This window comes from Pseudomonas sp. MEJ086 (assembly GCF_030209025.1).
Classification (GTDB): Bacteria; Pseudomonadota; Gammaproteobacteria; order Pseudomonadales; family Pseudomonadaceae; genus Aquipseudomonas; species Aquipseudomonas fulva_A.
The window spans coordinates 15,280-38,398 of the sequence record NZ_JARVSV010000023.1 but is presented as its reverse complement, the minus strand read 5'-3'; the positions used below and the strand labels follow the sequence as shown (position 1 = coordinate 38,398).

Annotated in this window: 19 protein-coding genes and 3 pseudogenes; 16 read left to right on the top strand and 6 right to left on the bottom strand. The window is 56.1% G+C overall.

The window, feature by feature from the left end; translation table 11 throughout:
• Positions 1 to 22: 22 nt before the first annotated feature.
• The gene (locus tag QRN22_RS14745; RefSeq protein WP_042554171.1) at positions 23 to 1,183 is read right to left on the bottom strand and encodes a quaternary amine ABC transporter ATP-binding protein; all 1,161 of its coding nucleotides are present in this window, start codon (positions 1,181 to 1,183) and stop codon (positions 23 to 25) included.
• Between the two features lie 775 nt (positions 1,184 to 1,958).
• Between QRN22_RS14745 and QRN22_RS14740 the strand changes: the two genes are divergently transcribed.
• The 12 genes from QRN22_RS14740 to QRN22_RS14685 all read left to right on the top strand — a co-directional run bounded on the left by QRN22_RS14740 (position 1,959) and on the right by QRN22_RS14685 (position 14,628).
• Positions 1,959 to 3,341 carry an MFS transporter gene (locus QRN22_RS14740; RefSeq protein ID WP_042554170.1) on the top strand — a complete coding sequence of 461 codons (1,383 nt, stop codon included), beginning with the start codon at positions 1,959 to 1,961 and terminating at the stop codon, positions 3,339 to 3,341.
• 12 nt (positions 3,342 to 3,353) lie between these two features.
• A complete protein-coding gene (locus QRN22_RS14735) occupies positions 3,354 to 3,704 on the top strand; it encodes a cupin domain-containing protein (RefSeq protein ID WP_042554169.1) in 351 nt (116 codons plus the stop codon).
• A 10-nt stretch (positions 3,705 to 3,714) separates the two neighbouring features.
• Positions 3,715 to 4,056, top strand: coding sequence for a RidA family protein (locus QRN22_RS14730; RefSeq protein WP_052493802.1), 342 nt, complete (start codon positions 3,715 to 3,717; stop codon positions 4,054 to 4,056).
• A gap of 201 nt (positions 4,057 to 4,257) precedes the next feature.
• Positions 4,258 to 5,649, top strand: a complete 1,392-nt coding sequence (locus QRN22_RS14725; RefSeq protein WP_042554168.1) for an NAD(P)/FAD-dependent oxidoreductase — start codon at positions 4,258 to 4,260, stop codon at positions 5,647 to 5,649.
• A 10-nt stretch (positions 5,650 to 5,659) separates the two neighbouring features.
• Positions 5,660 to 6,628 (top strand): NAD(P)-dependent oxidoreductase, encoded by a 969-nt coding sequence (locus QRN22_RS14720; protein WP_042554167.1) that lies wholly within the window; start codon positions 5,660 to 5,662, stop codon positions 6,626 to 6,628.
• Complete coding sequence (locus tag QRN22_RS14715; protein WP_042554166.1) at positions 6,625 to 8,076, top strand: aldehyde dehydrogenase family protein; 1,452 nt, start codon at positions 6,625 to 6,627, stop codon at positions 8,074 to 8,076. The genes QRN22_RS14720 and QRN22_RS14715 overlap by 4 nt, the downstream gene beginning before the upstream one ends.
• Before the next feature lie 605 nt (positions 8,077 to 8,681).
• Positions 8,682 to 9,938: an aromatic ring-hydroxylating oxygenase subunit alpha gene (locus QRN22_RS14710; protein WP_042554165.1), complete on the top strand. Its 1,257-nt coding sequence runs from the start codon at positions 8,682 to 8,684 to the stop codon at positions 9,936 to 9,938.
• Positions 9,939 to 9,946: 8 nt separating this feature from the next.
• Positions 9,947 to 11,083 carry an FAD-binding oxidoreductase gene (locus tag QRN22_RS14705; protein ID WP_042554164.1) on the top strand — a complete coding sequence of 379 codons (1,137 nt, stop codon included), beginning with the start codon at positions 9,947 to 9,949 and terminating at the stop codon, positions 11,081 to 11,083.
• Positions 11,084 to 11,323: 240 nt separating this feature from the next.
• On the top strand, positions 11,324 to 12,097 hold the full coding sequence (locus QRN22_RS14700; protein WP_042554163.1) for an NAD(P)-binding domain-containing protein: 774 nt from the start codon (positions 11,324 to 11,326) through the stop codon (positions 12,095 to 12,097).
• Between the two features lie 209 nt (positions 12,098 to 12,306).
• Positions 12,307 to 13,221, top strand: coding sequence for a dihydrodipicolinate synthase family protein (locus tag QRN22_RS14695; RefSeq protein ID WP_042554162.1), 915 nt, complete (start codon positions 12,307 to 12,309; stop codon positions 13,219 to 13,221).
• A 110-nt stretch (positions 13,222 to 13,331) separates the two neighbouring features.
• Positions 13,332 to 13,622, top strand: coding sequence for a DUF1330 domain-containing protein (locus tag QRN22_RS14690; RefSeq protein WP_042554161.1), 291 nt, complete (start codon positions 13,332 to 13,334; stop codon positions 13,620 to 13,622).
• Positions 13,623 to 13,737: 115 nt separating this feature from the next.
• A complete protein-coding gene (locus QRN22_RS14685; protein ID WP_042554160.1) occupies positions 13,738 to 14,628 on the top strand; it encodes a DMT family transporter in 891 nt (296 codons plus the stop codon).
• Between the two features lie 83 nt (positions 14,629 to 14,711).
• On the opposite strand, the gene QRN22_RS14680 is transcribed toward QRN22_RS14685, so the two are convergent.
• Positions 14,712 to 16,115 carry an aminotransferase-like domain-containing protein gene (locus QRN22_RS14680; RefSeq protein WP_042554159.1) on the bottom strand — a complete coding sequence of 468 codons (1,404 nt, stop codon included), beginning with the start codon at positions 16,113 to 16,115 and terminating at the stop codon, positions 14,712 to 14,714.
• Positions 16,116 to 16,247: 132 nt separating this feature from the next.
• Between QRN22_RS14680 and QRN22_RS14675 the strand changes: the two genes are divergently transcribed.
• Together QRN22_RS14675 and QRN22_RS14670 are read left to right on the top strand one after the other, a co-directional pair.
• The gene (locus QRN22_RS14675) at positions 16,248 to 17,021 is read left to right on the top strand and encodes a class II aldolase/adducin family protein (protein ID WP_042554158.1); all 774 of its coding nucleotides are present in this window, start codon (positions 16,248 to 16,250) and stop codon (positions 17,019 to 17,021) included.
• Between the two features lie 43 nt (positions 17,022 to 17,064).
• A complete protein-coding gene (locus QRN22_RS14670; protein WP_042554157.1) occupies positions 17,065 to 18,090 on the top strand; it encodes an ABC transporter substrate-binding protein in 1,026 nt (341 codons plus the stop codon).
• A gap of 244 nt (positions 18,091 to 18,334) precedes the next feature.
• Here QRN22_RS14670 and QRN22_RS14665 read toward each other — a convergent pair.
• The 3 pseudogenes from QRN22_RS14665 to QRN22_RS14655 form a co-directional block, all read right to left on the bottom strand.
• Positions 18,335 to 18,541: pseudogene (locus QRN22_RS14665) on the bottom strand (PhzF family phenazine biosynthesis protein); the annotation flags it as partial.
• Positions 18,529 to 19,297, bottom strand: a pseudogene (locus tag QRN22_RS14660) (AraC family transcriptional regulator); the annotation flags it as partial. The pseudogenes QRN22_RS14660 and QRN22_RS14665, both read right to left, overlap by 13 nt.
• Positions 19,257 to 19,340, bottom strand: a pseudogene (locus QRN22_RS14655) (hypothetical protein); the annotation flags it as partial. The pseudogenes QRN22_RS14655 and QRN22_RS14660, both read right to left, overlap by 41 nt.
• Before the next feature lie 530 nt (positions 19,341 to 19,870).
• On the opposite strand from QRN22_RS14655, the gene QRN22_RS14650 reads away from it, so the two are divergent.
• The gene (locus tag QRN22_RS14650; RefSeq protein ID WP_042554156.1) at positions 19,871 to 20,509 is read left to right on the top strand and encodes an NADPH-dependent F420 reductase; all 639 of its coding nucleotides are present in this window, start codon (positions 19,871 to 19,873) and stop codon (positions 20,507 to 20,509) included.
• Positions 20,510 to 20,690: 181 nt separating this feature from the next.
• Here QRN22_RS14650 and QRN22_RS14645 read toward each other — a convergent pair whose 3' ends face one another.
• The gene (locus tag QRN22_RS14645) at positions 20,691 to 21,581 is read right to left on the bottom strand and encodes a LysR family transcriptional regulator (RefSeq protein ID WP_042554155.1); all 891 of its coding nucleotides are present in this window, start codon (positions 21,579 to 21,581) and stop codon (positions 20,691 to 20,693) included.
• 192 nt (positions 21,582 to 21,773) lie between these two features.
• On the opposite strand from QRN22_RS14645, the gene QRN22_RS14640 reads away from it, so the two are divergent.
• Positions 21,774 to 22,970: an MFS transporter gene (locus QRN22_RS14640; RefSeq protein ID WP_042554154.1), complete on the top strand. Its 1,197-nt coding sequence runs from the start codon at positions 21,774 to 21,776 to the stop codon at positions 22,968 to 22,970.
• Positions 22,971 to 23,119: the final 149 nt, after the last annotated feature.

The following is a 23,119-nucleotide window of genomic DNA, read 5'->3' as shown; positions in this document are numbered from 1 at the left end:
TCTCTCAGAGACCACGGAAAAATCAGTGGCGGCTCAAGGTATGGAGGAGCTGGCTCTTGGAAAGCGTTCCCTTGAGGACACCTTCTCGGTCAAGCACCGGCACCGGATACGGTAATGTGGCTGCAATGTGCAGCACCTCGTGCAGAGGCGTATCGACGTACACCGGTTGCTGCTCATGGAGGTTGTATCGAGCGCTGGTAGGAGAGCCTGCAGAATTGGTATCGACTACGCCAAGCAACTGGGCACGCTCGTCGACCAAATAGCCAAACGGCATTCCGGGTTTGAATTGCGGCGTCTTGCCATTGAGCTGACAGACGATATTGGGATCGAGACTTGCCACGTCTCCGGCGGTAAGAACCCGAGAGCTATCAAAGCTCTTGAAGAAGCTACGGACGTAATCGTTGGCCGGTTGACTGATCAGCTCCTGCGGCGTGCCTACCTGCACCACCTCACCGTCCTGCATGATCGCGATACGGTGACCGATACGGATGGCTTCTTCGATATCGTGGGAAATGAAAATAATGGTGCGCTGCTGCTCTGCCTGAAGGCGAATCAGCTCACCCTGCATCTCGCTGCGAATCAGTGGATCGAGGGCGGAAAAAGCCTCGTCCATCAGCAAAATAGTTGGATCGTTAGCCAGCGCCCGAGCCAGTCCTACACGTTGCTGCATGCCCCCGGAAAGCTGGTGCGGATAGCTGTTAGCGTGCTCACCCAAACCAACCTGGCTAAGCGCTTCGCGCGCTCGACCATGACGTTCTTTTTCGCTAACGCCCGCAATCTCGAGGCCGAACGAGGCATTCTCCAGAACGCTCATGTGAGGCATCAGGGCGAAGGACTGGAACACCATGCCCATTTCCTTACGCCGGACGTGGAGCAAATCCTTGTCCGAAAGCCCTGTGATCTCACGGCCATTAAGGTGAATGCTGCCAGACGTGGGCTCGATTAAACGGTTAAACAGTCGCACCATCGTCGACTTGCCCGAACCGGACAGCCCCATGATCACGAATATTTCCCCGCGCTTTACGGAAAAGCTCGCATTGAATACACCGACAACATGACCCGTCTTGCTGAAGATCTCGTTTTTATCGGCGCCTTGGTGCAACATATCCATAGCTAGCCCCGGGCTGGGGCCGAAAATCTTATAGATTTGCTTTACCGAAAGTATCTCATCGGCGTGGCTCATACGACCCTCTTTAATTATACTTATGACCAAAAAATTCACCGCACTCATTTCGCAAGCGAAACTGATCACGACAGCTGATTGGCAGGGCGCTCACAAATGAGCAGGTAAAAACTCAAGTAGAGTTCTTTTATTAGATTACGAATCACTGACCCTCAAAATTTTCCGGCATGCCAAATCACACTTTAGAAACTATAAATCTATCTTCGAGTCCCACGAACAAGTTTTAAGATAAATCACGCCCCCTAAAGTTATGCCTTCACTCTAGCCCTGGCATGCACTGGCAAAATAGAATATTCGCGTCAATTTATGGTATCTCGACGCAGCCCCGATCGCTTGATGACGAACGCTTTTTCGCACTATCTGACCATGTGGTCAACATAAATTAAAATTCGCAAAACCCTTACTACCATTGGCGTGGAGATATATTACGATACGCCATCACGGGCTATCCGCCCCCAAGTGACGCAATACAAGCAACCGGGGCCGGGGTCTATTTTTTGTCCTATATATCCCACCCACGACGTATGCGATACCCGCCTGCCTGCAAGCTCAACTCGAATTATTGAAGGTTCTTCATCACTCCCCATGGAGATGTACGGCAAAAAAATAAGATGACTCGTCACGGCTATTATATTTTTGCTCAACCAGGCCACCAAGCACCTCACTTATAATCCGCACCGTGCTCAGCCTTCATATCTTTGAGAGCGTAAGCGTCGCCTTATCTGGAAGATTGGTAGCTGCCCGCACGTAATACAAAAACAATGAGGTGGCTTGAATGCCAGGTATCAAAAATTCCGTCGAAGATGCACCACTCAACAACTTTCATCGGAAGCTCGCGGTCTATTCTGCAGGCGGTCCGTTTCTAGATGGCTACGTCCTAAGCATCATCGGCGTGGTGATGATGCAGATCAGTAGCGACCTGCAGCTCTCGTCACTGTGGGAAGGTTTGATCGCAGCCTCCGCACTGATAGGAGTATTCCTGGGCGGCTTTCTGGGTGGCTGGTTTACCGACAAATACGGCCGTAAGGTACTTTACCTTGTCGACCTCATCGCCATCGTAGGATTCTCTCTCGCTCAGTTTTGGGTCGAGTCGGCCTGGATGCTATTCATCTGGCGACTGCTTATCGGCATGGCGGTTGGCGCAGACTATCCAATTGCCACGTCCCTATTGGCGGAGTTCCTGCCACGCAAGGAGCGCGGCCCGCTGCTCGCAGCGATGGTGCTGATGTGGTTCGCGGGCGCAGCAGTCGCTTACCTGGTCGGAGAAATCCTCATTAGCATGATTGGGGAAGGCGCCTGGCGTTGGGTATTGGCCAGCGCAGTCGTGCCGGGCGCACTCTTTCTGCTCGCACGTAGCGGTACCCCAGAATCGCCACGCTGGCTGCTAAGCAAGGGCCGCACGGGCGAAGCAGATGGCGTGATAAAGCGCGTTTATGGTTCGGACTACTCGATTGCCGATCTACCCGAACCCAGCGATGGCCGCCCGGCTTCGGTCTGGTCGCTGTTCCACTCCGGCTATGGCAAGAGAATGGCGTTCATAACCTTGTTCTGGACTTGCGCCATCGTCCCGCTGTTCGCGATCTACGCGTTCGCACCCAAAGTTCTACAAGCCCTAAATCTGACCGGTGACTGGGCCAGTTATGGCTCGATTGCAATCACCGTTCTATTCACCCTGGGCTGCTTCGTCGCGACAAAGCTGATCAACCGCCTCGGCCGCCGAAAAATGCTGATCCACAGCTTCCTGTGGTCAGGTCTTGCACTGATGTTGCTGGGTAAGTTCCCGGACAGCGCACCAATGATCGTACTGATCATCTTCGGCTTCTACGCAGTCCTGATCGGCGGAGCCCAAGTGCTGACCTACGTCTATCCCAACGAGCTCTTTCCAACTGAAATTCGCGCCACAGCAGTTGGACTCGCCACTTCGCTGTCAAGGATAGGAGCGGCGCTCGGCACCTACCTGGTACCGATATCCCTTAGCAATCTGGGGATTGCCAACACCATGTTCATTGCCGCTGCAGTCTCCTTGTTCGGGGCACTGATTTCCTGGTGGCTCGCACCCGAGACCAGCAAGCTCGATCTGCAACAAGCCGCATCCCTGGCCGGCTCGACCGGCACAACCGCGCCCACAGCTCCTCAACCACTCGCTCGTAAAATCTGAAGGAGATCAAGCATGAGCCAAGTCCTTACCGTCGTCCGCAACGCTGCTGCATCCGAACTCGGTGACGCCGCGCCTGCACGCTTACCCATTGGTGATCCTGTCGCCAAAGCCGCAACAGGCCAGGCCCAGACCGACGATACTGTCGGTGCAAGCATAGGCGTCTGGGAAAGTAGCCCAGGCGTATTTCGTCGCCATCTGAAAAATCGCGAATTCAGTCATATCGTCAGTGGCTGGTGCATCTTCACACCCGACGGCGGCGAGCCGGTCGAGTTGCGGGCAGGAGACGCCGTGCTGTTTCCCGAGAACTGCGAAGGGGTCTGGGAGATTCGCGAGACCCTACGCAAAACGTACGTTCTGTTCTGAGGAGCACCTGATGATCGAACGCATCAACTCCGGCGCCCGGGCCAGCCAAGTAGTGCTGGCAGGCGGCCGTATAGAAACATCCGGCATCGTTGCCGAGGCTCCTTACGGTGATATCACCAGCCAAACCCAAAATGTGCTGGCTCAACTGGAACAGTGGCTATTGCAGGTGGGTGCCAACAAGGAAAATCTGACGCGCATTCAGATTTGGCTGTCGGACATGTCCGAATTCGCGGCGATGAACGAGGTATACGATGCCTGGGTTGGCGAGCATCCCCCTGCTCGCGCCTGTGTCGGTGCGGCGCTGGCGACGGCAGACTATCGAATCGAAATTCAAGCATTCGGCCAACTCTGATCGCCGCCAGAAAACCAAGCCGCCGAAGTCTTCACGACTGACAGCGGCTTTTTTGCGTTTGAGCCTGGCCAAGCCGTTGTGGCCGAGTGTTAACGACATGCACGCAGGGGCGTTCTATCAATTGTCATGGCTGTAATATCGCCAATCCGGGCATGCGGAGGATCATTTACAGAGATATCAACATGCTCAAAGGCACTCACTATGTACCGCGGATTCTGGTATGCCCAGGCACTTGACCTGGACAGCGACCTCGCCCCTGCTTTGCAGGAATCGATTCAGGCCGACGTCTGCATCGTCGGTGGTGGCTATCTTGGACTGTGGTCTGCGATCCGCCTGAAAGAGGCCAATCCAGAGAAAACGATCGTTATCGTCGAGCGTGACCGCTGCGGCTCCGGCGCCAGCGGGCGCAATGGTGGCATCGCCACCAACTGGTGGGGCAAGTACCTGTCGCTGAGAACCATTTGTGGCGACGTCGAGGCCAAACGCATCTGCGAAGCAGCTGAATCGGCGATCGATGAGATTGGGAGCTTCTGCAAGGAGCACGAGATCGACGCCCAGTACCGCAAGGATGGCTGGTTGTGGACGGCGACCAATCAGCGCCAGATGAACTCCTGGCGCGTGCTCACCGAAGGACTACAGAACCTTGGCGTGAATCCATTCCAGGATCTTGACCGCCAGACGATCCAAGGTCGCGTTGGCTCGCCACTCGTCCTTGGGGGAATCTACGACCCCAATGCTGCTACTGTGCAACCGGCAATGCTGGCGCGCGGCCTCAGGCGTGTCGCGCTGAAGCTCGGTGTGAAGATATACGAAAAATCACCGTTCACTCATCTGGAGCGCGGCCCTAATCCTGTTGTACACACACAGAAAGGGCGCGTGAAAGCCGATCGCGTTGTCCTGGCGCTCAACGCATGGGGGGCCAAATTCCCTGAGCTGCGCAGAATGATCGCCATCATGTCCAGCGACATGGTGGCCACGGCACCAGTCAAGGACAAGCTCGATGCCATGGGCTTCAGCCGCGGAGAGTGCATGACGGACTCTCGCACGGTATTGAACTACTGGCGCAATACCCCCGACGGCCGGGTGGTGTTTGGCAAACCACTGGGACAGTTCGCGTTCGCCGGACGCATCGGCAATTTGTATGAGAAACCCTCCCCTGCAGCTGACAGGGTCGCAGCTGAGCTGCGCAGACTTTACCCGCAGCTTGCCGAGGTTCCGGTGGTCAGCAGTTGGACTGGCCCTATTGATCGCGCAATGAAAGGCCTGCCAAATTTCGGCTATCTCGATCACCACCAGAATATTTGCTACGGCATCGGCTTTTCCGGTAACGGCGTCGCGACCACGGTGTTTGCCAGCCGCATCATCAAGTCACTGGTCGCACACGCGAATGACGAATGGGCCAACTGCGGCCTGGTCAATCAAAGTATGAAGCTGCTCCCCCCCGAGCCCTTCCGCTTCTTTGGCTCCCACATGGTTCGTGACGCCCTGGTACGCAAGGAGTCCCTCGAAGACCATGATCGGGACGCCGACTTCGTGACTCGCCGACTGGTGGCCATGGCCCCCGCAGGCTACGTGCCCGCGCAAAAAAAATGAGGATCACGTCATGACTGAACACGTTGTATTTCTCGACGATGAGGGGCTGGCGCCCTCCACCCGTTTGAAGCGCCCGAATTGTGAACATAGCTGGGAGCAGTACGGGTATACCCATCCGCGCGACGTACTCGCTCATCTCAAGGATGCCACCATCGCCTTGACCTGTAGCGTACCGTTACGCGAGGAACACCTGTGTCAGTTGCCCAAACTGAAGATGATTTCGCTAGCCTTGACCGGCCGAGACATCGTCGACGTCGACTACTGTCAAGCCAATGGCATCGAGGTCTCCAGCGTGCCCGGCTATGCTGCCAATACCGTGGCCGAGCACAGCCTGGCGATGATCCTGGAGCTGTTCCGCCGGCCTGCCGCGTTCAGTCGCTTGATGCGCCAGGTACATGCAGGCAAGGCACAGTACAAAAATATCTATTTTGACCATCGCATACGCGATGTGCGCGGCAAACAGCTAGCCATCATCGGCAGTGGGCCAATTGCTCTGCGCCTAGCCGAACTAGCCCGCGCAGTGGGTATGCAAGTGCTGTTCGAGAACCGCGGCGGCAGGCGGCAGGGAGGCGATTACCGCCCTCTCAACGATCTGCTAAAGAGCTGTGACGTGCTGTCGATCAACTGCCCGCTAACACCCGAGACCCACAACCTGATCGATGCAAAAAAACTCGCGCTGATGAAGCCCGATGCATTGCTCATCAACACCGGCCGTGGCGGCATCGTGAACGAAGCGGCGCTTATTACTGCCCTTGAACAGGGTCGACTGGGGGGCGTGGCTCTCGACGTCGTGGAGCAAGAGCCGCTGCATCCAAGCAATCCTTTGTTCAAGCTGATAGACCGTGACGACTTCATCCTCAATCCACATATTGCCTGGAGCAGTGAGGATGCCATGCAGCAGTTGATGGATAGCGCGGTAGATAACATCAGTGATTTCGTTGCCCGCAAGACCTCTGATAAAAGGATCCGTAGCGCATGACCCTCGAGACCAAGAGCAGCTATGTCAACGGTGCTTTCGTCGCGTTGGACAGCGGCACCGATTTGCTGGAAAACCGCAACCCATCGAACCCCGGCGAAGTTGTCGAGCGCTTCGTACGTGCCGACCAAGTCCTTACCGAGGTGGCGATCGATGCGGCACGTCGAGCCGCCCCTGCTTGGGCTCGCAGCAATCCTCAACAACGCGCTGACGCACTGGACTTCATCGGCAGTGAAATTCTCGCTCGTCGCGAGGAGCTGGCTACCCTGCTGGCTCGCGAGGAAGGGAAAATCGTCCGTGAAGCACTTGGCGAAGTGGATCGTGCCGGCCGCTCCTTCAAGTTCTACGCTCAGGAAGCCTTGCGGGCTGAAGGTGAAAAATATCAGTCGGTACGCCAGGATGTGGGCATAGATGTATTCACCCAGCCTCTCGGAGTGATTGGGATAATCGCGCCATGGAACTTCCCGATCGCTATCCCTGCGTGGAAGATCGCTCCTGCGCTTTGCTTCGGCAATTGCGTAGTCTTTAAGCCTGCCGAACTGGTGCCCTCCTCGGCTTGGGCGCTGGCTGAAATCATTTCCCGCGCAGGTCTTCCTGCTGGTGTTTTCAACATGCTGATCGGCCCTGGTCGAAGTGTTGGAGACACCATCATCCGTTCGCCCAAGGTCGACGGCATCAGTTTCACTGGCTCCGAGCACACAGGCCGGCAGATCGCCAAACTAGCAGCTGACGGCATGAAAAAAGTGCAGCTTGAAATGGGCGGCAAAAACCCACTGATCGTGCTGGACGATGCAGACCTCGAGCAAGCCGTGGACATAGCACTCAATGGTTCGTTCTTCAGTACGGGCCAACGATGCACGGCCAGCTCCCGGGTAATAGTCACCGAAGGTATTCACGACGCGTTCGTGCAGCGCCTGGCGGAGCGAACCCGCGCGCTGAAGGTCGGCAATGCGCTACAGGCAACTACCGATATCGGCCCAGTGGTCGATGCGCGCCAGCTGGAACAGAACTTGATGTACGTGGCCAGCGGACGTGAACAGGGCGCAAAATTGGTGTGTGGCGGTGAGCGCGTGGAGAATGCTGCCGGTGCTTACCTGTTCACGCCGGCGTTGTTCACCGAAGTAAAAGCGAATATGCGCATCTACCGGGAAGAGATCTTCGGCCCTGTGCTGAGCGTGTTGAAGGTACGTGATTACGAGGAGGCGTTCAGCGCTGCCGAAGACACTGCCTTCGGATTGTCTGCGGGTATCGTCACCACCTCGCTGCGTCATGCCGAACACTTCAAACGCAATAGCTCAGCCGGAATGGTCATGGTCAACCTGCCGACAGCAGGCGTCGACTACCATGTACCGTTCGGCGGCAATGGTGCCTCGAGCCTTGGCTCTCGCGAACAAGGCACCCACGCTCGTCAGTTCTTCACCCGCGTCAAAACCACATACCAATTGGCTTAATTCAAGGCACTCGCCTCGCGTGCAGGCTCACTCACCCCCGCTTGTTCAAGCGGGGGTGAGTCCTCACGATCAAAAAATCCAGTCGATCGTGAGCCACACCCTGAAAGGGCATTTGACATGCCCCGTGCGACGTCGCATCGGACTGCATGCAGAGCACTGATGTCTTTTAGATCTCGCCTGAGATAATACGATTCTGCGTTTTAGGGAAAACCCGCGCCAAGCAATTTCGGAATGGCCAGCCGCCCTACTGCCCAGCTCAAACTCCGCTTCTTCCTGAACCACTCCATCACATCGCTATCAAGCGTTTTCTCAGTAAAGAGAATGCTTGGAGAAACCCATTTTCGAGCACGTGGTTCAGGGGTTCCCTAGAGCGCACGAACGATGGATTGTTTCGTCGCCCAGCATCTGAGAGATGCCTCGTGAATTGGCAGATAGCCTCATGAACAAAGGCTTACAGGATGGTCACCACCGCTCCATCCAGGTCGTTTTCTTGCATAACCTAAAGTAATGCGAGCAGCAAAATTAGGCGCGTTGACGCTCCGCAATCCCCCTCGGAGAATGTGGCTACATCGTGATGTACCTACAAAAAGCCCGTCGAGGAAACAATGAACATTACGTCAGTTAAATCACATCGTGAACTGGTTGCATCGCGGCAGCCTGGCTTCGGTATGAACGGCGAGCTATTTGGTCGCCAGGACATATTCGACACCGACGTTGATATCTTTTTCACCAAACACTGGATACTTCTAGGCGTCACCGCCGACGTAGCCGAGCCTGGCGATGTGTCGACCATCGACATCGGCAAGTCGTCGATCATCCTGGTACGCGACGACGACGAGCAGGTACGAGCCTACCGCAACGTCTGTCGGCACCGGGGTGCGCGCCTCAAGGAGGCTGGCAAGTCTACCGTTGGCATGCTGGTTTGCCCCTACCATCAATGGACGTACGACCTCGACGGAAGCCTCAAGCACGCGGCGCATATGGGGAAGGATTTCGACCCTAAGTGCCGCAGCCTAATGCCTGTTCACTGCAAGGTCGTTGGAACGCATATTTTCGTATGCCTCAGCGACAACCCGCCTGAGGACATCTCCGTTCTGGAGGAGACGATGACTCCCCGGTTCTCACCCTACGATCTGACCAACACAAAGATCGCTTACGAGTCGGAAATCATCGAGAACGGAAATTGGAAGCTTGTGATGGAGAACAATCGCGAGTGCTACCACTGCGCTGCGACTCATCCAGAACTCACCGCGTCATTCCTTCCTGAGGACTTTGGTTTTTGCACTGACGGGCTTGGCGAAGACTCGCTCAAGGCCCTCGACGAATACCACCAGCGCAACGCCAATACTCAGAAGAATTGGGAAGACGAAGGCCATATTTGCTCTCCGGTCGAATACCTAGGCGAAGACGCTGTGACCCAATTTCGTACTCAGCGCCTGGTGATCGCCAACCGCGGTGAGTCTCAAACTATCAGTACCGAGGTCGCCTGCACGAAACTGCTCGGCGAACTTAGTCGTCGCGACCTGGGTGACACCCATATGTGGACGCACAACTCGTGGACCCACGTAATGAGCGACCACGCAGTGATCAGCTACATCATCCCACTGTCACCGGATCGAACCCTGGTTCGTTCCAAGTGGATCGTGCGAGCGGACGCTATTGAGGGTGTGGACTACGACCTCAAGACCCTGACTGAAGTGTGGGCAGCAACCAATTTGCAAGATGCGAATCTGGTCGGAATCACACACAGCGGCACTCAGGATCCTGCTTACTCGCCAGGTCCGTTCTCCGCTTTTACCGAGAGCTACGTCGACCAGTTTTCTCGCTGGTACGCCGCACGCCTAGCCGCGCATAACGTGTGAGGTCGACGATGAACGCCTTTCAAAATCTCGCCACCATCGACGATGACAAGCGCTTCGCTGATACCGATCACTGGAGCGCCTTCGGCGCACTTTGGCCGAGCGGTGACAGCAAACAGATCCAATGCCTGAGCGTTGTAGATGAAACACACGACGTTAAGACCTTCAATTTTCGTTGCCCGGATTACACTGCTCTTGCTTACGAACCCGGGCAGTTTCTCACCGTATCTCCGATTATCGAGGGGCAGACGGTGTCGCGCTGTTACACCCTGTCTTCGACGCCAACCCGGCCTTTCGCCTTTTCCATTACAGTCAAGCGAGTGCCGGGCGGGGTTGTCTCGAACTGGCTTCATGACAACCTCCAGGCCGGACATACTCTCGTTGCCTCTGGCCCCGCGGGTAATTTCACACCGGTGGCAGGCCCTGCGCGCAAGTTGCTCTTTCTGTCGGCAGGCTCGGGCATAACGCCGCTGATGGCCATGAGCCGAGCCGCTAGCGATTTATTCGCTGCGCTGGATATCGTATTCGTGCACAGCGCCCGAACGCCTAAGGACATCATCTTCCGAGAAGAACTGCAGCGCCTTGAACGCACTCAGACTCGAGGTCGCTTTCGCACACTGTTCTTCTGCGAAGGCTATGGCGACGAGCCCGACTGGAGCGGAGCGATAGGTCGGTTGTCGCTAACCGAGCTGCAAAATCAGGTTCCTGACTTCAAGGAGCGAGAGGTATTCACCTGCGGGCCTCAGGGTTACATGAATGCGACTAAGGCGCTGCTTGGCGAAGGTGGCTTTGATCTAACTCACTACCATCAGGAAAGCTTCGACATATCGGCGGAGGCGATCATCGAACCAGCCCCTGTTGAAGCTACGCCGGATCAGGCGCAGGGTACTTTCACCGTGCGCCTGGCTCGCTCGGGCAAGGAGTTCACCATGACGGCTGAACAAACCGTGCTCGCCGCGGCGAAGAAAGCTGGTGCAATCGTGCCCTCCTCCTGCAGCCAGGGTGTGTGTGGCACCTGCAAGACTGCAGTACTCGAAGGAACTGTGGAAATGAATCACAACGGCGGTATCCGTCAGCGTGAAATCGACAAAGGGCTGCGCCTACTGTGCTGCAGCAGGCCTACTTCAGATTTGGTTGTAGACCTCTGAAGTCACGCTCCAAATCGCCCCACGTCATAAGAGACAGATCGTCATATGACCTGTCCCGTCTGTTCTATGGTTAGCAAACCGAGCGATGAGATAGTCAGCTCGAAACGCAGCCTAGAAAGACGGGGCTCATTGGCGTATCGCGCACTTCGTCGCCATGGCTGACGTACACCTACAGTGGATCGGATCAGCCGATTTCGCTAGTCCCTTATCGATACGAAGCGAACAGCCGAGGGAGATCCAATGCAAAACCTGGGCATTTTGGGCGTTGGGGAGCTTACCGAAAAGGTTGTTTACGGCCTTCGCCGTAGTGGCTTCTACGGCAACATCTACCTTTCACCACGTAATCAGGAGCGCTCAGGGCGACTGGCTACTGACTACAACTGTCAGTTAATGGATAGCAATCAGGCCGTCGTCGACCACGCTGACATTTTACTGCTGGGGGTACGCCCGGACGCGGTTAAGAATCTGGCCCAGGAAGTCACTCTCTCTCCAGATCAGCTTCTGATCTCACTGGTGGCCGGTATCAGCCTGACGACTCTGAGCAACTACTTTCACAAGGCAAACTGCACAAGGGCGATGCTTTCTTACGCGGCGCAGATCAACCAGTCAGTCGTCGTGGTGTGCCCGCCGAACACAAAAGTCGAAGACTTGCTCAGCCCTCTTGGCAACCTGGTCGTAATTGAACAGGAGTCTGCTTTCGAACTGGCGACTGTCGCAGCCTGCATGAACGGCTGGTTCTATTTCCTGCTACACGATTTGCAGCAGTGGCTAGCAGAAAAGGGTTTGACTCCAGAGCAGGCTAGAGAGCTGGTATTGGGAAACTTGCAGGACTGTGTGGCCAGCGCCAAACAGCAACCCAAACAGAGCCTTAAGTCGCTTGGACTGAGCATCGCCACACCGGGAACATTCACCGCCAGCGGACTCGATGTGCTCAGGCATCAGCACTCAAGCGCAACATGGGGCGCAGCGTGCGAGGTGGTGCTCGATGCCCTGCAGGCGAGCAATTGCCGCTGAATGAACTGATCTGCCTCGCCTTGGGTGTTCGCACCGGAGGGCCACCTCATATCTGATTACACCTGTAACACCAGCCCCTACGCTGCGCCCCACTGAGGGTGCCTAAGTGGCTAACGCTCATCGCAAGCTCACCGCGTAAGCGCTACTCAGGCGAAAGGCCTGTCTATCTTGCTGTTTCTCGCTGCACAAACAAAAAAGGAGAACGAACCGTGAAATTTGAAGGTATCTATACGCCGGCCATCACACCGCTCACCTCTGATGGGCAGATCGATTTACCGGCGTTTGGTGAAGTACTCGAGTACCTGATCGAGTCCAAGGTTAACGGCATCATTATTGGCGGCTCCACTGGCGAGTATTACGCACAGACCGCCCAGGAACGGCTCAACCTGGCCAGCAAGGCCAAGGACGTCATCAATGGCCGACTGCCTTTGATCATTGGCACAGGCGCCATTCGAACCGATGACTCGGTGGCATTCGCCAAAGCCGCCAGGGAAATAAAAGCTGACGCACTTTTAGTAGGTACCCCGCCGTACGCCCTGCCAACTCAGCAGGAAATCGTGACTCACGTGCAGGCAGTTGATAACGCTGCTGGACTTCCAATCATGCTTTACAACTATCCAGGTCGCATGGGCGTCGCTATGGGCGAAGAGGTATTTTCAGCCCTCGCGTGCAACAAGAATATTGTTGCCATCAAGGAGAGCAGCGGAAACGCTGCCAGCCTGCACCTGCTGGCTAGCAAATACCCGCAGATCGCCTTGTCCTGTGGCTGGGATGACCAGGCATTGGAGTTTTTTGCCTGGGGCGCTCGTAGTTGGGTCTGCGCCGGCTCAAACTTCATACCAAAAGAGCACGTCGCCCTTTACCAAGCCTGCGTGGTCGAGAACGACTTCGTCAAAGGCCGACGCATCATGACTGCCCTGCTGCCGTTGATGGACTTTCTGGAAACCGGGAAATTCGTGCAGTCGATCAAGTACGGCAGCGAAGTGGCAGGTCTCAAAAGCGGCGGCGTACGTGCGCCGCTGCAGGCGCTCAGCGACGAAGAAAAGCAGACACTCACAGGCATAATCACGACGCTCAAACAAAACGTCGCAGGCATTACCGGTGAGACCCGACCTGCTATTTAGCTCAGCAGGAATCTGCGGGAAAGGGGCAACGCCACGCAGGCGAAATAGGAACCGGCAACATTCAATAAAACCTGATCGTGCCAGGCACTTCCAGATAGCAGGAGCAGCTCATGAAAGGTTACTGGATAATCCTCGCCACCGAAATTAGAGACCCGCAAGCACAGCAGGCATATGCTCAACGTTGGAAACCGATTGCCGACAAATACGGTGCGGCTCTTAAATTGCTGGATGCCTGCGTACTGAAAGAACAAAGCCACAGCAGTCGTGTGACAGCAGTGGAGTTCCCCTCCTACGCACATGCCAAAGCCTGTTACGAGGATCCTGCGTATGCCGACGCGAAGATATTTGCACTCAGTGCATCGAGTCGCGAACTGCTCATTATTGAGGGGGATCTTGCTTAAACCTGCGCTAACGAACACCCGCTTACGAACGTGCACAGGCCCTGACGTAATCTACCGGGCCAACCAGCATCGCTTGAGCAAGAACTCTTCCTAGTTTGGGTAGCGAGACAACAGCATGAGTGCGATCGCAAAGAATGCGAACGAAGTGGAAAGGTCAAAAGCGTCCCTGATAGGAATTGGACTTTGCCTGCTTTCGATGTTCGTTTTCGCCATGCAGGATGGCATCACCAAGGTGCTTGTAAAAGACCTGCCCATCGCCGAACTGGTGATGGTTCGGTACTGGTTCTTCCTGCTCTTCGCGCTCGTTTTCGTAACGTTCAAGGGTGGTCTGAAGTCAGCTGTCAAAACCGCTCACCCATGGCTGCAGATGGCCAGATCGCTACTGGGCGTATTGGAAATCGCGGTGTTCGGCCTGGCTTTGAAGTATCTAGGCCTTTCCGAAACCCATGCTATCTACGCGATTTTCCCGCTGATAACGTTGGCGCTCGCAGGTGTACTGTTACGTGAGTATGTGCGCCCGCGGCAATGGCTCGCAGCGATCATCGGGTTCGGGGGAATACTCGTGATCCTGCGGCCAGGTGCAGGCGTTTTCAGTATCGAGTCGCTCATCCCGCTGCTGGCAGCGTTAATGTTCGCCCTCTTCAATATACTCACGCGCAAAATCAGTACGGCCGATAGCTTCGCGACCAACATGCTCTATATGGGTTTCTGGGGCGCAATCACGGCAACTATCCTGGGCCTCCCTCAGTGGGTAACGCCGTCTCACAGTCAGTGGGTACTGATCCTGATCCTTTCCTCGACAGGTATCTTGGCTCAGCTCTTACTGCTACAAGCCTTGAAATATGCGTCCGCAGCGACGCTCCAGCCTTTCAATTACACACTTCTGTTGTTCGCATCGCTGCTGGGCGTGGTCTGGTTCAGTGAGGTTCTCAGCGCTGACCTAATAATCGGCGGTGCGCTGGTAGTTTTCGGCGGGTTATTGGCTCTTCAGCGCCGTAGTCATTGACCGCCATGCTAAAACGATAAGTACCTGCAAGTGGCCTTACGGCTCGTCCATCAAGTAAGCATTCGCCGCCATGCTCTGCCGTTTCACCCCTTGCCTCGCTCCTCAAGGTATCTGGCTAATAGTTCGTATACGCGATCATCACCTGCCTGCGCGACGTTAAAACGCGTCCAGGGCATCGCGTGCCCGTCCGGCATGAACAGCTGCCCGGGGAACAACAGCATCCCCCTGCCCCGCGCCCAGCAAGCCAACTCATAGCTATCGCTTATCTCGGGGTGCCGGGCCCAGAGGAAGAGCCCCGCGCGCGGTTCGTGAAAAAGCTCCATCCCCGCCGACTCAAGACGCCGCGCTACATCTTCGTGGGCCTCGCCAAGGCGCTCACGCAAGTGGCGAACGAACTTACGTTGCTGCCCCTGCAAAAGGATGTTCAACGCGAGGCTTTCGGTCAGTTCCGAACTGGTTAGGCCGCTGGCCATTTTCAGTGGCAGCAATTGCTCTATCAGCTCTCGATGTGCACTTATCCAGCCCACCCGCAGCGCCGGGGCAATGGTTTTGGAAAGGCTGCAAATGTGGATGACACGTTCCAGCTGATCCAGACTGGCCAGCGTCGGTTGCGCGATCGGAGCGAGATCCGCATAAATGTCGTTCTCGACAATCAACACATCGTACTGCTGCGCCAGTTGCAACAGCCGATGACACGTCGGCAGCGACAGGCTCGTGCCGGTTGGGCTATGCAGCCGTGACTGGATGAACATCACTCGAGGATGATGTTCACGCAGTAAGTGCTCGAGACGTTGCAGATCCAATCCCCCAACGCCGCGGGGGACGCCCAAGAGGCGCGCACCTTTCAGATGCAAGTTGAGGAAAAGATTGTGGTAACCCGGTTCTTCAACCAGCACAGCGTCGCCGCTACGTACTAACAAACGCACTACCAGATCCAGTGCTTGGCTGGCCCCTGTAGTAAGCAGCATTTGCTCCGGGCCCACTGCGATCCCAGCCTCAGCGAGCCTATCGCAAATCCTTGTCCGCAGCGCCGGCAATCCCTGCGCGTGACCATAGTTGCTGAAATCGTGTGGCCGCTGACGCGCCAGGGTACGCAGCCCACGCTGCATGCCCTCGCCATCCAACCATGTATCAGGCAGACGCCCAATACCTGGGCATAGCTGCATGCCTAAGGGCGTGAACACCTTGTGCAATAAAAGGTGGGTGTCGAAATTCAAGGGCGAGGCTTCGCTGTACGCCGCCGCCTCATCCAAGGTGCTGCGCACGAAGAACCCGGCATTGGGCAAGGCGATCAGGCATCCACGGGCTACCAGCCGATCATAGGCTTCGACCACGGTGAAGTGGCTTATTCCATGGACAGAAGCGAACTTGCGAATCGACGGTAGCCGCGCGCCGGAGCGAAGACGCCGCAAGGCGATAGCTTCGGCCACGCCCTCAACAATTTGGGTAACCAACGGAATAGTCGAATCAGCATCGAGTATCAGCATCACGATAACTCACTGTACAGGTCGCCAGGCCTATACAGCCTTGCAGTAAACGAACAGAAGCTGTGCATGGTGCCCTTCGTGCCCGGTACCGCACTATCAGGTAGCGGACGATATACATAACAAGGAACAACCATGCATGACTTCGACTTCAAGCTGGATCCGGGCTCGATAAGCGATGAGGAATGGCATGCCCGATGTGAGCTGGCCGCGCTGTATCGGTTGATCGCGCATTTCCGCTGGACTGACCATCTGGACACACACGTTTCAGTCCGGGTACCGAATGAAGATGATCATTTCCTTATCAACCGCTATGGCGTGATGTTCCATGAGATGCGCGCCCGCGACCTGATCAAGGTCAACCACGCTGGCGACGTGGTCGATACCCGCGCCAACCCCGGCAGCGTCAATCGGGCAGGTTTCAATATCCACTCAGCGTTGCATCTTGCGCGCGCAGATATCAATTGCGTCATCCATACCCACACCGCTGCGGGTATTGCGGTGTCAGCGCAAGCGGAAGGCCTGCTACCCATCAGTCAACACGCTCTAAAGTTTCATCGACGCCTGGGTTACCACGACTACGAAGGTTTGTCGTTGATCGAAGAGGAGCGCGGCCGTCTGAGCCGCGATCTTGGGCCACACATGGCCATGATTCTCCGCAACCACGGCTTGATCGCAGCGGGTGGCTGCATCGCCGAAGCCTTTTACAACCTGCACTTCCTCGAGCGCGCCTGCCAGGCACAGGTTCTGGCCTTGGCTGGTGGCCGAGAGCTGAACTTTCCGCCGAAGGATATCTGCGAACGCGCGGCTCTCCAGGAAGAGAGCGCCATTCTCGAAGGCCAGCACTTGCTCGCATGGGAAGCGGCTCTGCGCCTGATCGCACGGGACGATGACGACTACCGCATCTGACTGACCCCACATCCATCACTGATAACAACATCAAGAGGTGAACATGAAACACTCCATATTAGCGGCCCTGCTGATGGGCCTCACCGGCACCGCACTAGCCACCGACCTTACCGTGGTGTCTTTTGGCGGCGCCAGCAAAGCAGCCCAGACTCAGGCTTTCTTCAAGCCCTTCGAAGAGCATGCCAACAAGAAACTGGTCATAGGCGAATGGAATGGCGAGATGGGCAAAATCAAAGCAATGGTCGACACCCAAAGCGTGGTTTGGGATGTGGTACAGATCGAAGGCCCCGAGCTGATGCGTGGCTGTGAAGAAGGCCTGTTCGAGAAACTCGACCCAGCGGTATTCGGTGATGCCGCCAACTATGTGCCGGGTACCTTAACCGAGTGCGGCGCCGGCGTACTGGCCTGGTCAATGGTCATGGCCTACGACAGCAGCCGACTGAAAGATGCACCCAGCGGCTGGGCAGATTTCTGGGACACGCAGAAATATCCGGGCAAGCGCGCGCTACGTAAAGGCGCCAAATACACCCTGGAGATCGCTTTGCTCGCCGATGGCGTAGCGCCTGATCAACTATACAAAGTGCTGGCTACGCCCCAGGGCGTAGAACAGGCATTCCGCAAGCTAGACCAAATCAAGTCTTCGATCCAATGGTGGGAATCGGGCGCACAACCCATGCAGTTTCTGGCCAGCGGCGATGTGGTCATGAGTACGGCCTACAACGGCCGGGTATTCGCCGCCCAACAGGAAGGCGCAGCGATGAAGCCAGTATGGAATGGCAGTCTGTATGCGATCGACTCATGGGCGATTCCTAAAGGCAGTGCCAACAAAAACCTCGCCGAAGAGTTCATGGCTTTCTCGTTGCGGCCAGAGCAGCAGAAGATCCATACCGAGCAACTCGGCTATGGCTCGACCAACGTCAAGACCAACGCCTTGCTAGCACCGGAACTGGCGGCTCAGTTAAACACCGCACCACAGAACATGGCTCAAGCTCTGCCCATCGATATGAGCTTCTGGGTCGATCACGGGGAGGACCTGGAAGAGCGTTTCAACGTGTGGGCAGCACGCTAGACAGCACTTTACCCCACCGGGCAGACTAGCCTGAGTAGATTCGACTAGGGTGAGGATAGGCGCGTACCTGTTGGCAAAACCGTCGTGTGCGCGCCTCTGATCACACAACGCACACCCGAGCGATTTCGCCTTGCTTGAGTTGCAGTCGCTGGACTGTGCCATAAGGGCATGTGAGCCAACGCACAACGGAGGGAGAGAAACGGAGCAGTGAGGGGCAAGTAGCCCTCACCTGGATGCACTGACCTCAGATAAAAATAGTGCCACGCAAGTACAGTGCGCCGTGCCCACAAATTATCACCCTGCCGCTGTCCAGAACTTCACAGTGCAAGCGGCCCTTGCGCGCCCCACCATGTTCAGCACTCAGGCGGCGTTTGCCCAGGCGCTCGGCCCAAGAGGGCGCCAGAGAAGTGTGAGCGGAGCCCGCGACCGGGTCTTCATTCACGCCCAATCGGCTCTACTGCACAATGTGACGATGTCCCTTTTGTGTGAACAGCCAAATGCTCTGCTGTACTCGCGGCTAAACTGGGATGGACTCTCGTAACCCACTCTGAACGCAGCGTTGAGGCATCTAGATGCTCACTCAGCATCAAGCGCTTGTCCTCGCTTAGCCTGAGCCACTTTTGGAACTGGAGCGGGCTCATTTCCGTAGGTTGGCGGAAGTGCTGATGAAACGAAGGGGCACTCATCTGCACTCGCGCAGCAAGTTCCTCCACTCGAAGAGGGGCAATGTAATTGAGCTTCAACCAGTCGATTGCTCTGGCGATTCGGTACCCCTGCCCGTCGACGGATGCAATCTGCCGCAGCTTGGCTGCTTGGTCGCTTGCCAATAGCCGATAGTGAATTTCCCTCTGGATAAAAGGCGTCAGGGTTTGGATAGCCTCTGGTTCATCCAGAAGCTCGAGCAGCCGTGTAAACGGAAGCAGTATGCCTAGTGTTGTTTCACCAATCCCCACACTGGGATCTGCGGGCCATGCCCGGTGTGGTTGAAGACCACCATGACCGATCAATTCCGCAATGATTCGTAAACCGACTTAAGTGTAAGTCCAACGCACGGCACCTCTCTGCTTGCCGTTACCACCTCAGAATCAGCCGGAAGATCCAAGGACGTAATCAAAAAGCGAGTGGTGTTGTATGGGTAAGCCTCACCACCCAGCCAGAGCCGCTTGGTGGGTATCGCTGACGTAATCGTCGAGGCTTTCGGGAAGCAGGGTGCTTTGGCCTCGGTGTTCACCCTGGATTAACCGTTTCATGGGTTTCCCTTGCGATGAATTTCTCAGAAATCATAACAAAGGTTTGTCCGAGCGTTATTACACACTCTGGGCCAATTGCTACCCGTTGTCGGGCCTTTGGCGCGACACAAAAAAGCCCGCTGTTAAGGCGGGCTTTCAGGTGTCTCCAAGGGGAGGCTATATGCCAACGAATTCTCGGAGCAAGCGACCTGAGAATAAACGGAATATCACCTCTGCGGGACAGCGATCAAACACCCGTAGCTTCCAGTCCAGTCGGTAGCACCTTGGTTCACCCGCACGGTTCTCGTTTGATCCCCCCCGATACCAAGAAGCCGCTGGAGTGAAATAGTTACCTAAAGCAAGGTGCACGGTAGCGGGGCGTCCTGGGAGATTGGACGGAAGCGTGGGTCGGGAATTGGTTAGCCGCCGGGAGCGCAATCAATCGAAAACTCATTGTAAATAGGCAATAAAATAAGCGAATTGCTATACCAGCCCAAGATAATTCCAGAAGAAAATCATTCTTTTCAGTCTGATTTTGCTGGATCTGTGACATGAAGATCGGAATCCTCGGCTCGGGAAGCATGGGGGGACAGCTTGGGGTCATCTTTTCCAAGCTGGGCCACGAAGTGACGTTCAGCTATTCCCGCAGCGAGCGGAAGCCGGCGAACCTGGCGGCGGCAGGTGGCAATGCCAAAACTGGCACGCCAAGGGAAGCTGCCGAGCACGCGGAACTGGTGCTTCTCGCCGTGCATTGGCTGGATCTTGATGACGTTCTCGCCCAAGCCGGCGACCTGCCAGGGAAGGTCGTGCTCAGTTGCACCATGCCTCTGGACGCAGGCAATAGCGAACTGGTGGTTGGCCACACGGATTCGGGCGCTGAATCCATCGCGTGCCGACTGCCTTCTTCCCATATTGTCGCCTCGTTTCAGGCCACGTCCAGCGAACTGCTGTTCGACGTGTTCGAGGCACGGGACTCGTCCCCGCGTCCCTGCATCGTTTACTGCGGCGACCACGCGCCGAGCAAGGCGCGCGCTGCCGCGCTTCTCGCGCAGATCGCATTCGACCATGTGGACGCCGGCCCCCTGCGCATTGCGCGGCTTGCCGAGCCATTCGGAATGCTCGCCACCGCGCTCGCCTACGGACATGAGGAAGGGCCGAAATGGGTTTATCACTTCAGTCGCTTAGAGTGATGGAGTGCATAAACCGCCTACATCGCTTCTGATCGATATTTCTCAGTGACGAATTAAGCTTGCGCGTCCGGCAGGCCAGGCCTGGCTGTAGGTCAGCCGGCACCGCTGTATATTCATGCGCGAAGGCCGAGCTTGAAAGAATCGCGTGCTTCGGGCTTCGCGTAACAGGAACCGCCCTCACCTAGCTGCGTTTTAGAAAGTTATCGGACAGATAGTCAACTAACGCGCGCATCTTCGGAGAGGGAAACTTGCTGGCTGGCCACAGCAGGTAGAAGGCCTCTCTGATATCGACCTGCTTCTCCAGCACTCGAACGAGATTTCCAGACTTGATTGAATCCCGAACCAAAAAATCCGGTAAATAGGCAAGGCCGTGTCCCTGCGTAGCAAAAAAAACACGGGTTTCGGTGTTATTGCTGATCATGGTGGTCGGCAGATCAACTTCCATCGCCCCGGATTTCGACTTCAGTGGCCATTCCTGTAGCTTTCCCGAATTGGGAAAGCGGTAGTGGATGCACTTGTGCTTCCTCAGATCGCTGGCAATTCGTGGCGTGCCGAGATCTTCTAGGTAACGAGGTGATGCCACGAGAACCACTTTGAATGAACCAAGGTTGCGAAATGTGAGACGCGAGTCGGATGGCTTTCCGGTTCGGATGACTGCATCAAAGCCTTCATCAATGACATCGACTAACCGATCCGTGAAGTCAATATCAAGCTCGATATCAGGGTAGCGTTTCATGAAATCACTGAACACGGGGGCGAAAAGGGTGCCAACGGCAGGAAGGCTGATTCTTAGCCGTCCTTGAGGGTGGGTGCTTGATTGCTGCAACTCGGCCTCGGCATCTTCGATTTCAGCAAGGATGTGCTTGCAGCGTTGCAAGAAACGCACTCCCTCTGCGGTCAGCGTGATGCTGCGTGTGCTTCGATGAAACAAGCGAGTTCCCAAGCGATTTTCCAGACGCGCGATGGCCTTCCCAACCGCCGACGCCGATAGGCCGACTGCCTGGGCTGCGCCCACAAAACTTCGCGCCTCGGCGGCTCTTACAAATACGGCCAAGCTGTTCAGGTGCTCCACGCCCTCTCCAAATTAAGGAATAATATTCTTTTAAGTAAGGAACTGCAGCCTCTTTTTCTCTAATTGTCGCCCACCTATCCTTACGGCTTTAGAGGAGATATCGATCATGTTCGTAGAGTCAGAGATGCCATACGCGCAGCAATGGTTGCGGCCCATTGCGCACATTGGGGCCGTCAAGAGGGAGGTGAATCCATGAGCAACGCGCCCACAAGCAAGGCAGGGAGGGCGATGTTTTTCATCGCCTTGGGAATGTTCGGCCTCTACGCGGTGGAGTTCGGCGTTGTCGGCATCCTTCCTGCCATCATGGAGCGCTACCAGATAAGCATCGTGCAAGCGGGCTGGCTGGTCGGATTCTTCGCCCTCGTCATTGCGATATGCGGCCCCTTCATGGTGCTATGGCTGTCAAAGTTCAACCGCAAGAAGCTGTTGGTGAGTGCGTTGATTGTATTCAGCGTATGCAGTGCGCTTTCAGCATATGCGCCAACATTCGCGAGCCTGATGGCACTAAGAGTCCCGGCCGCCTTGCTGCATGCGGTCTTTTTCTCGGTTGCATTCACCACGGCAAAATCGCTCTATCCGCCGGAGCGAGCAGCTCACGCGACCGCACTTGCGTTTACCGGAACCAGTGTCGGGCTGGTGCTGGGTGTGCCCGCGACGGCATGGGTTGCCGCAAGCTTCAGTTACGAAGCGGCATTTCACTTCTCTGCTGTTGCCAATCTGATCGCGGCCATCGGCATCTGGGCGATGCTCCCGTCCGGCGAACAGGCCAAGAAGAACGCGCAATCACCGCCGCTGGGTGTGCTGAGAAACGCGGGGCTCTGGTTGGCTATCTTGCAGACCATCTGCGTGTTCGCAGCGATGTTCTCGCTCTACAGCTACGCAGTGGAGTATTTGGTGCAAACCACGGGAATGGATGGCCAGAAGATCAGTTTCTTGCTTGTGGTCTTTGGCGTCGGCGGCGTCTTGGGTAATCTGTTCGCCGGCCGCACGCTGGGTCGTGCGCTCCTTGCAACGGTCTTTGCCTATCCACTGATCCTGTCGGCTTCGTACCTCATTGTCATGGTGTTCGCCTCCGCTTCATTCACGTCGATGCTGGCAGTTTGCTTTGTCTGGGGCGCCGCGCACACAGCAGGAATGGTGATCAGCCAAGTCTGGACCGTCTCATCAGCGCCCGAGGCGCCCGAGTTCGTGACGAGCTTGTTTGTCTCTGCTGGCAACCTTGGCGTACTGGCAGGGTCGATGACGGGTGCATGGTTCATCACCTGGGCAGGAATGAACGGGGCAATCTGGAGTGGGTGGCTGTTTTCTGCGCTGGCGACTTTACTTGTGGTGATATCCGTTCGGTTGAAACGCCTGCAACGCATACCTCAGTGTGTGCCTGCTAGCTAAGATCCAGACATTGTGCCGGGGCAGCTTGCCTGCCTCGGCGAGCCGTGAAGGTTATTCAGTTATTCAACTTGCATCTAGGAAACCCGGGCTTTGCGTTTGGGCTGCATTGATCCATTCGGTGCTCGCACAACGTCAGGTCCCGGCGACGC

Excerpts from the sequence above, each read along its gene's own strand:
- QRN22_RS14745 (WP_042554171.1), bottom strand. The coding sequence starts at position 1,183 with ATGAGCCACGCCGATGAGATACTTTCGGTAAAGCAAATCTATAAGATT.
- QRN22_RS14705 (WP_042554164.1), top strand. The coding sequence starts at position 9,947 with ATGAACGCCTTTCAAAATCTCGCCACCATCGACGATGACAAGCGCTTC.
- QRN22_RS14710 (WP_042554165.1), top strand. The coding sequence starts at position 8,682 with ATGAACATTACGTCAGTTAAATCACATCGTGAACTGGTTGCATCGCGG.
- QRN22_RS14670 (WP_042554157.1), top strand. The coding sequence starts at position 17,065 with ATGAAACACTCCATATTAGCGGCCCTGCTGATGGGCCTCACCGGCACC.
- QRN22_RS14700 (WP_042554163.1), top strand. The coding sequence starts at position 11,324 with ATGCAAAACCTGGGCATTTTGGGCGTTGGGGAGCTTACCGAAAAGGTT.
- QRN22_RS14650 (WP_042554156.1), top strand. The coding sequence starts at position 19,871 with ATGAAGATCGGAATCCTCGGCTCGGGAAGCATGGGGGGACAGCTTGGG.
- QRN22_RS14715 (WP_042554166.1), top strand. The coding sequence starts at position 6,625 with ATGACCCTCGAGACCAAGAGCAGCTATGTCAACGGTGCTTTCGTCGCG.
- QRN22_RS14740 (WP_042554170.1), top strand. The coding sequence starts at position 1,959 with ATGCCAGGTATCAAAAATTCCGTCGAAGATGCACCACTCAACAACTTT.
- QRN22_RS14680 (WP_042554159.1), bottom strand. The coding sequence starts at position 16,115 with ATGCTGATACTCGATGCTGATTCGACTATTCCGTTGGTTACCCAAATT.
- QRN22_RS14675 (WP_042554158.1), top strand. The coding sequence starts at position 16,248 with ATGCATGACTTCGACTTCAAGCTGGATCCGGGCTCGATAAGCGATGAG.
- QRN22_RS14725 (WP_042554168.1), top strand. The coding sequence starts at position 4,258 with ATGTACCGCGGATTCTGGTATGCCCAGGCACTTGACCTGGACAGCGAC.
- QRN22_RS14735 (WP_042554169.1), top strand. The coding sequence starts at position 3,354 with ATGAGCCAAGTCCTTACCGTCGTCCGCAACGCTGCTGCATCCGAACTC.
- QRN22_RS14720 (WP_042554167.1), top strand. The coding sequence starts at position 5,660 with ATGACTGAACACGTTGTATTTCTCGACGATGAGGGGCTGGCGCCCTCC.
- QRN22_RS14685 (WP_042554160.1), top strand. The coding sequence starts at position 13,738 with ATGAGTGCGATCGCAAAGAATGCGAACGAAGTGGAAAGGTCAAAAGCG.
- QRN22_RS14640 (WP_042554154.1), top strand. The coding sequence starts at position 21,774 with ATGAGCAACGCGCCCACAAGCAAGGCAGGGAGGGCGATGTTTTTCATC.
- QRN22_RS14730 (WP_052493802.1), top strand. The coding sequence starts at position 3,715 with ATGATCGAACGCATCAACTCCGGCGCCCGGGCCAGCCAAGTAGTGCTG.
- QRN22_RS14690 (WP_042554161.1), top strand. The coding sequence starts at position 13,332 with ATGAAAGGTTACTGGATAATCCTCGCCACCGAAATTAGAGACCCGCAA.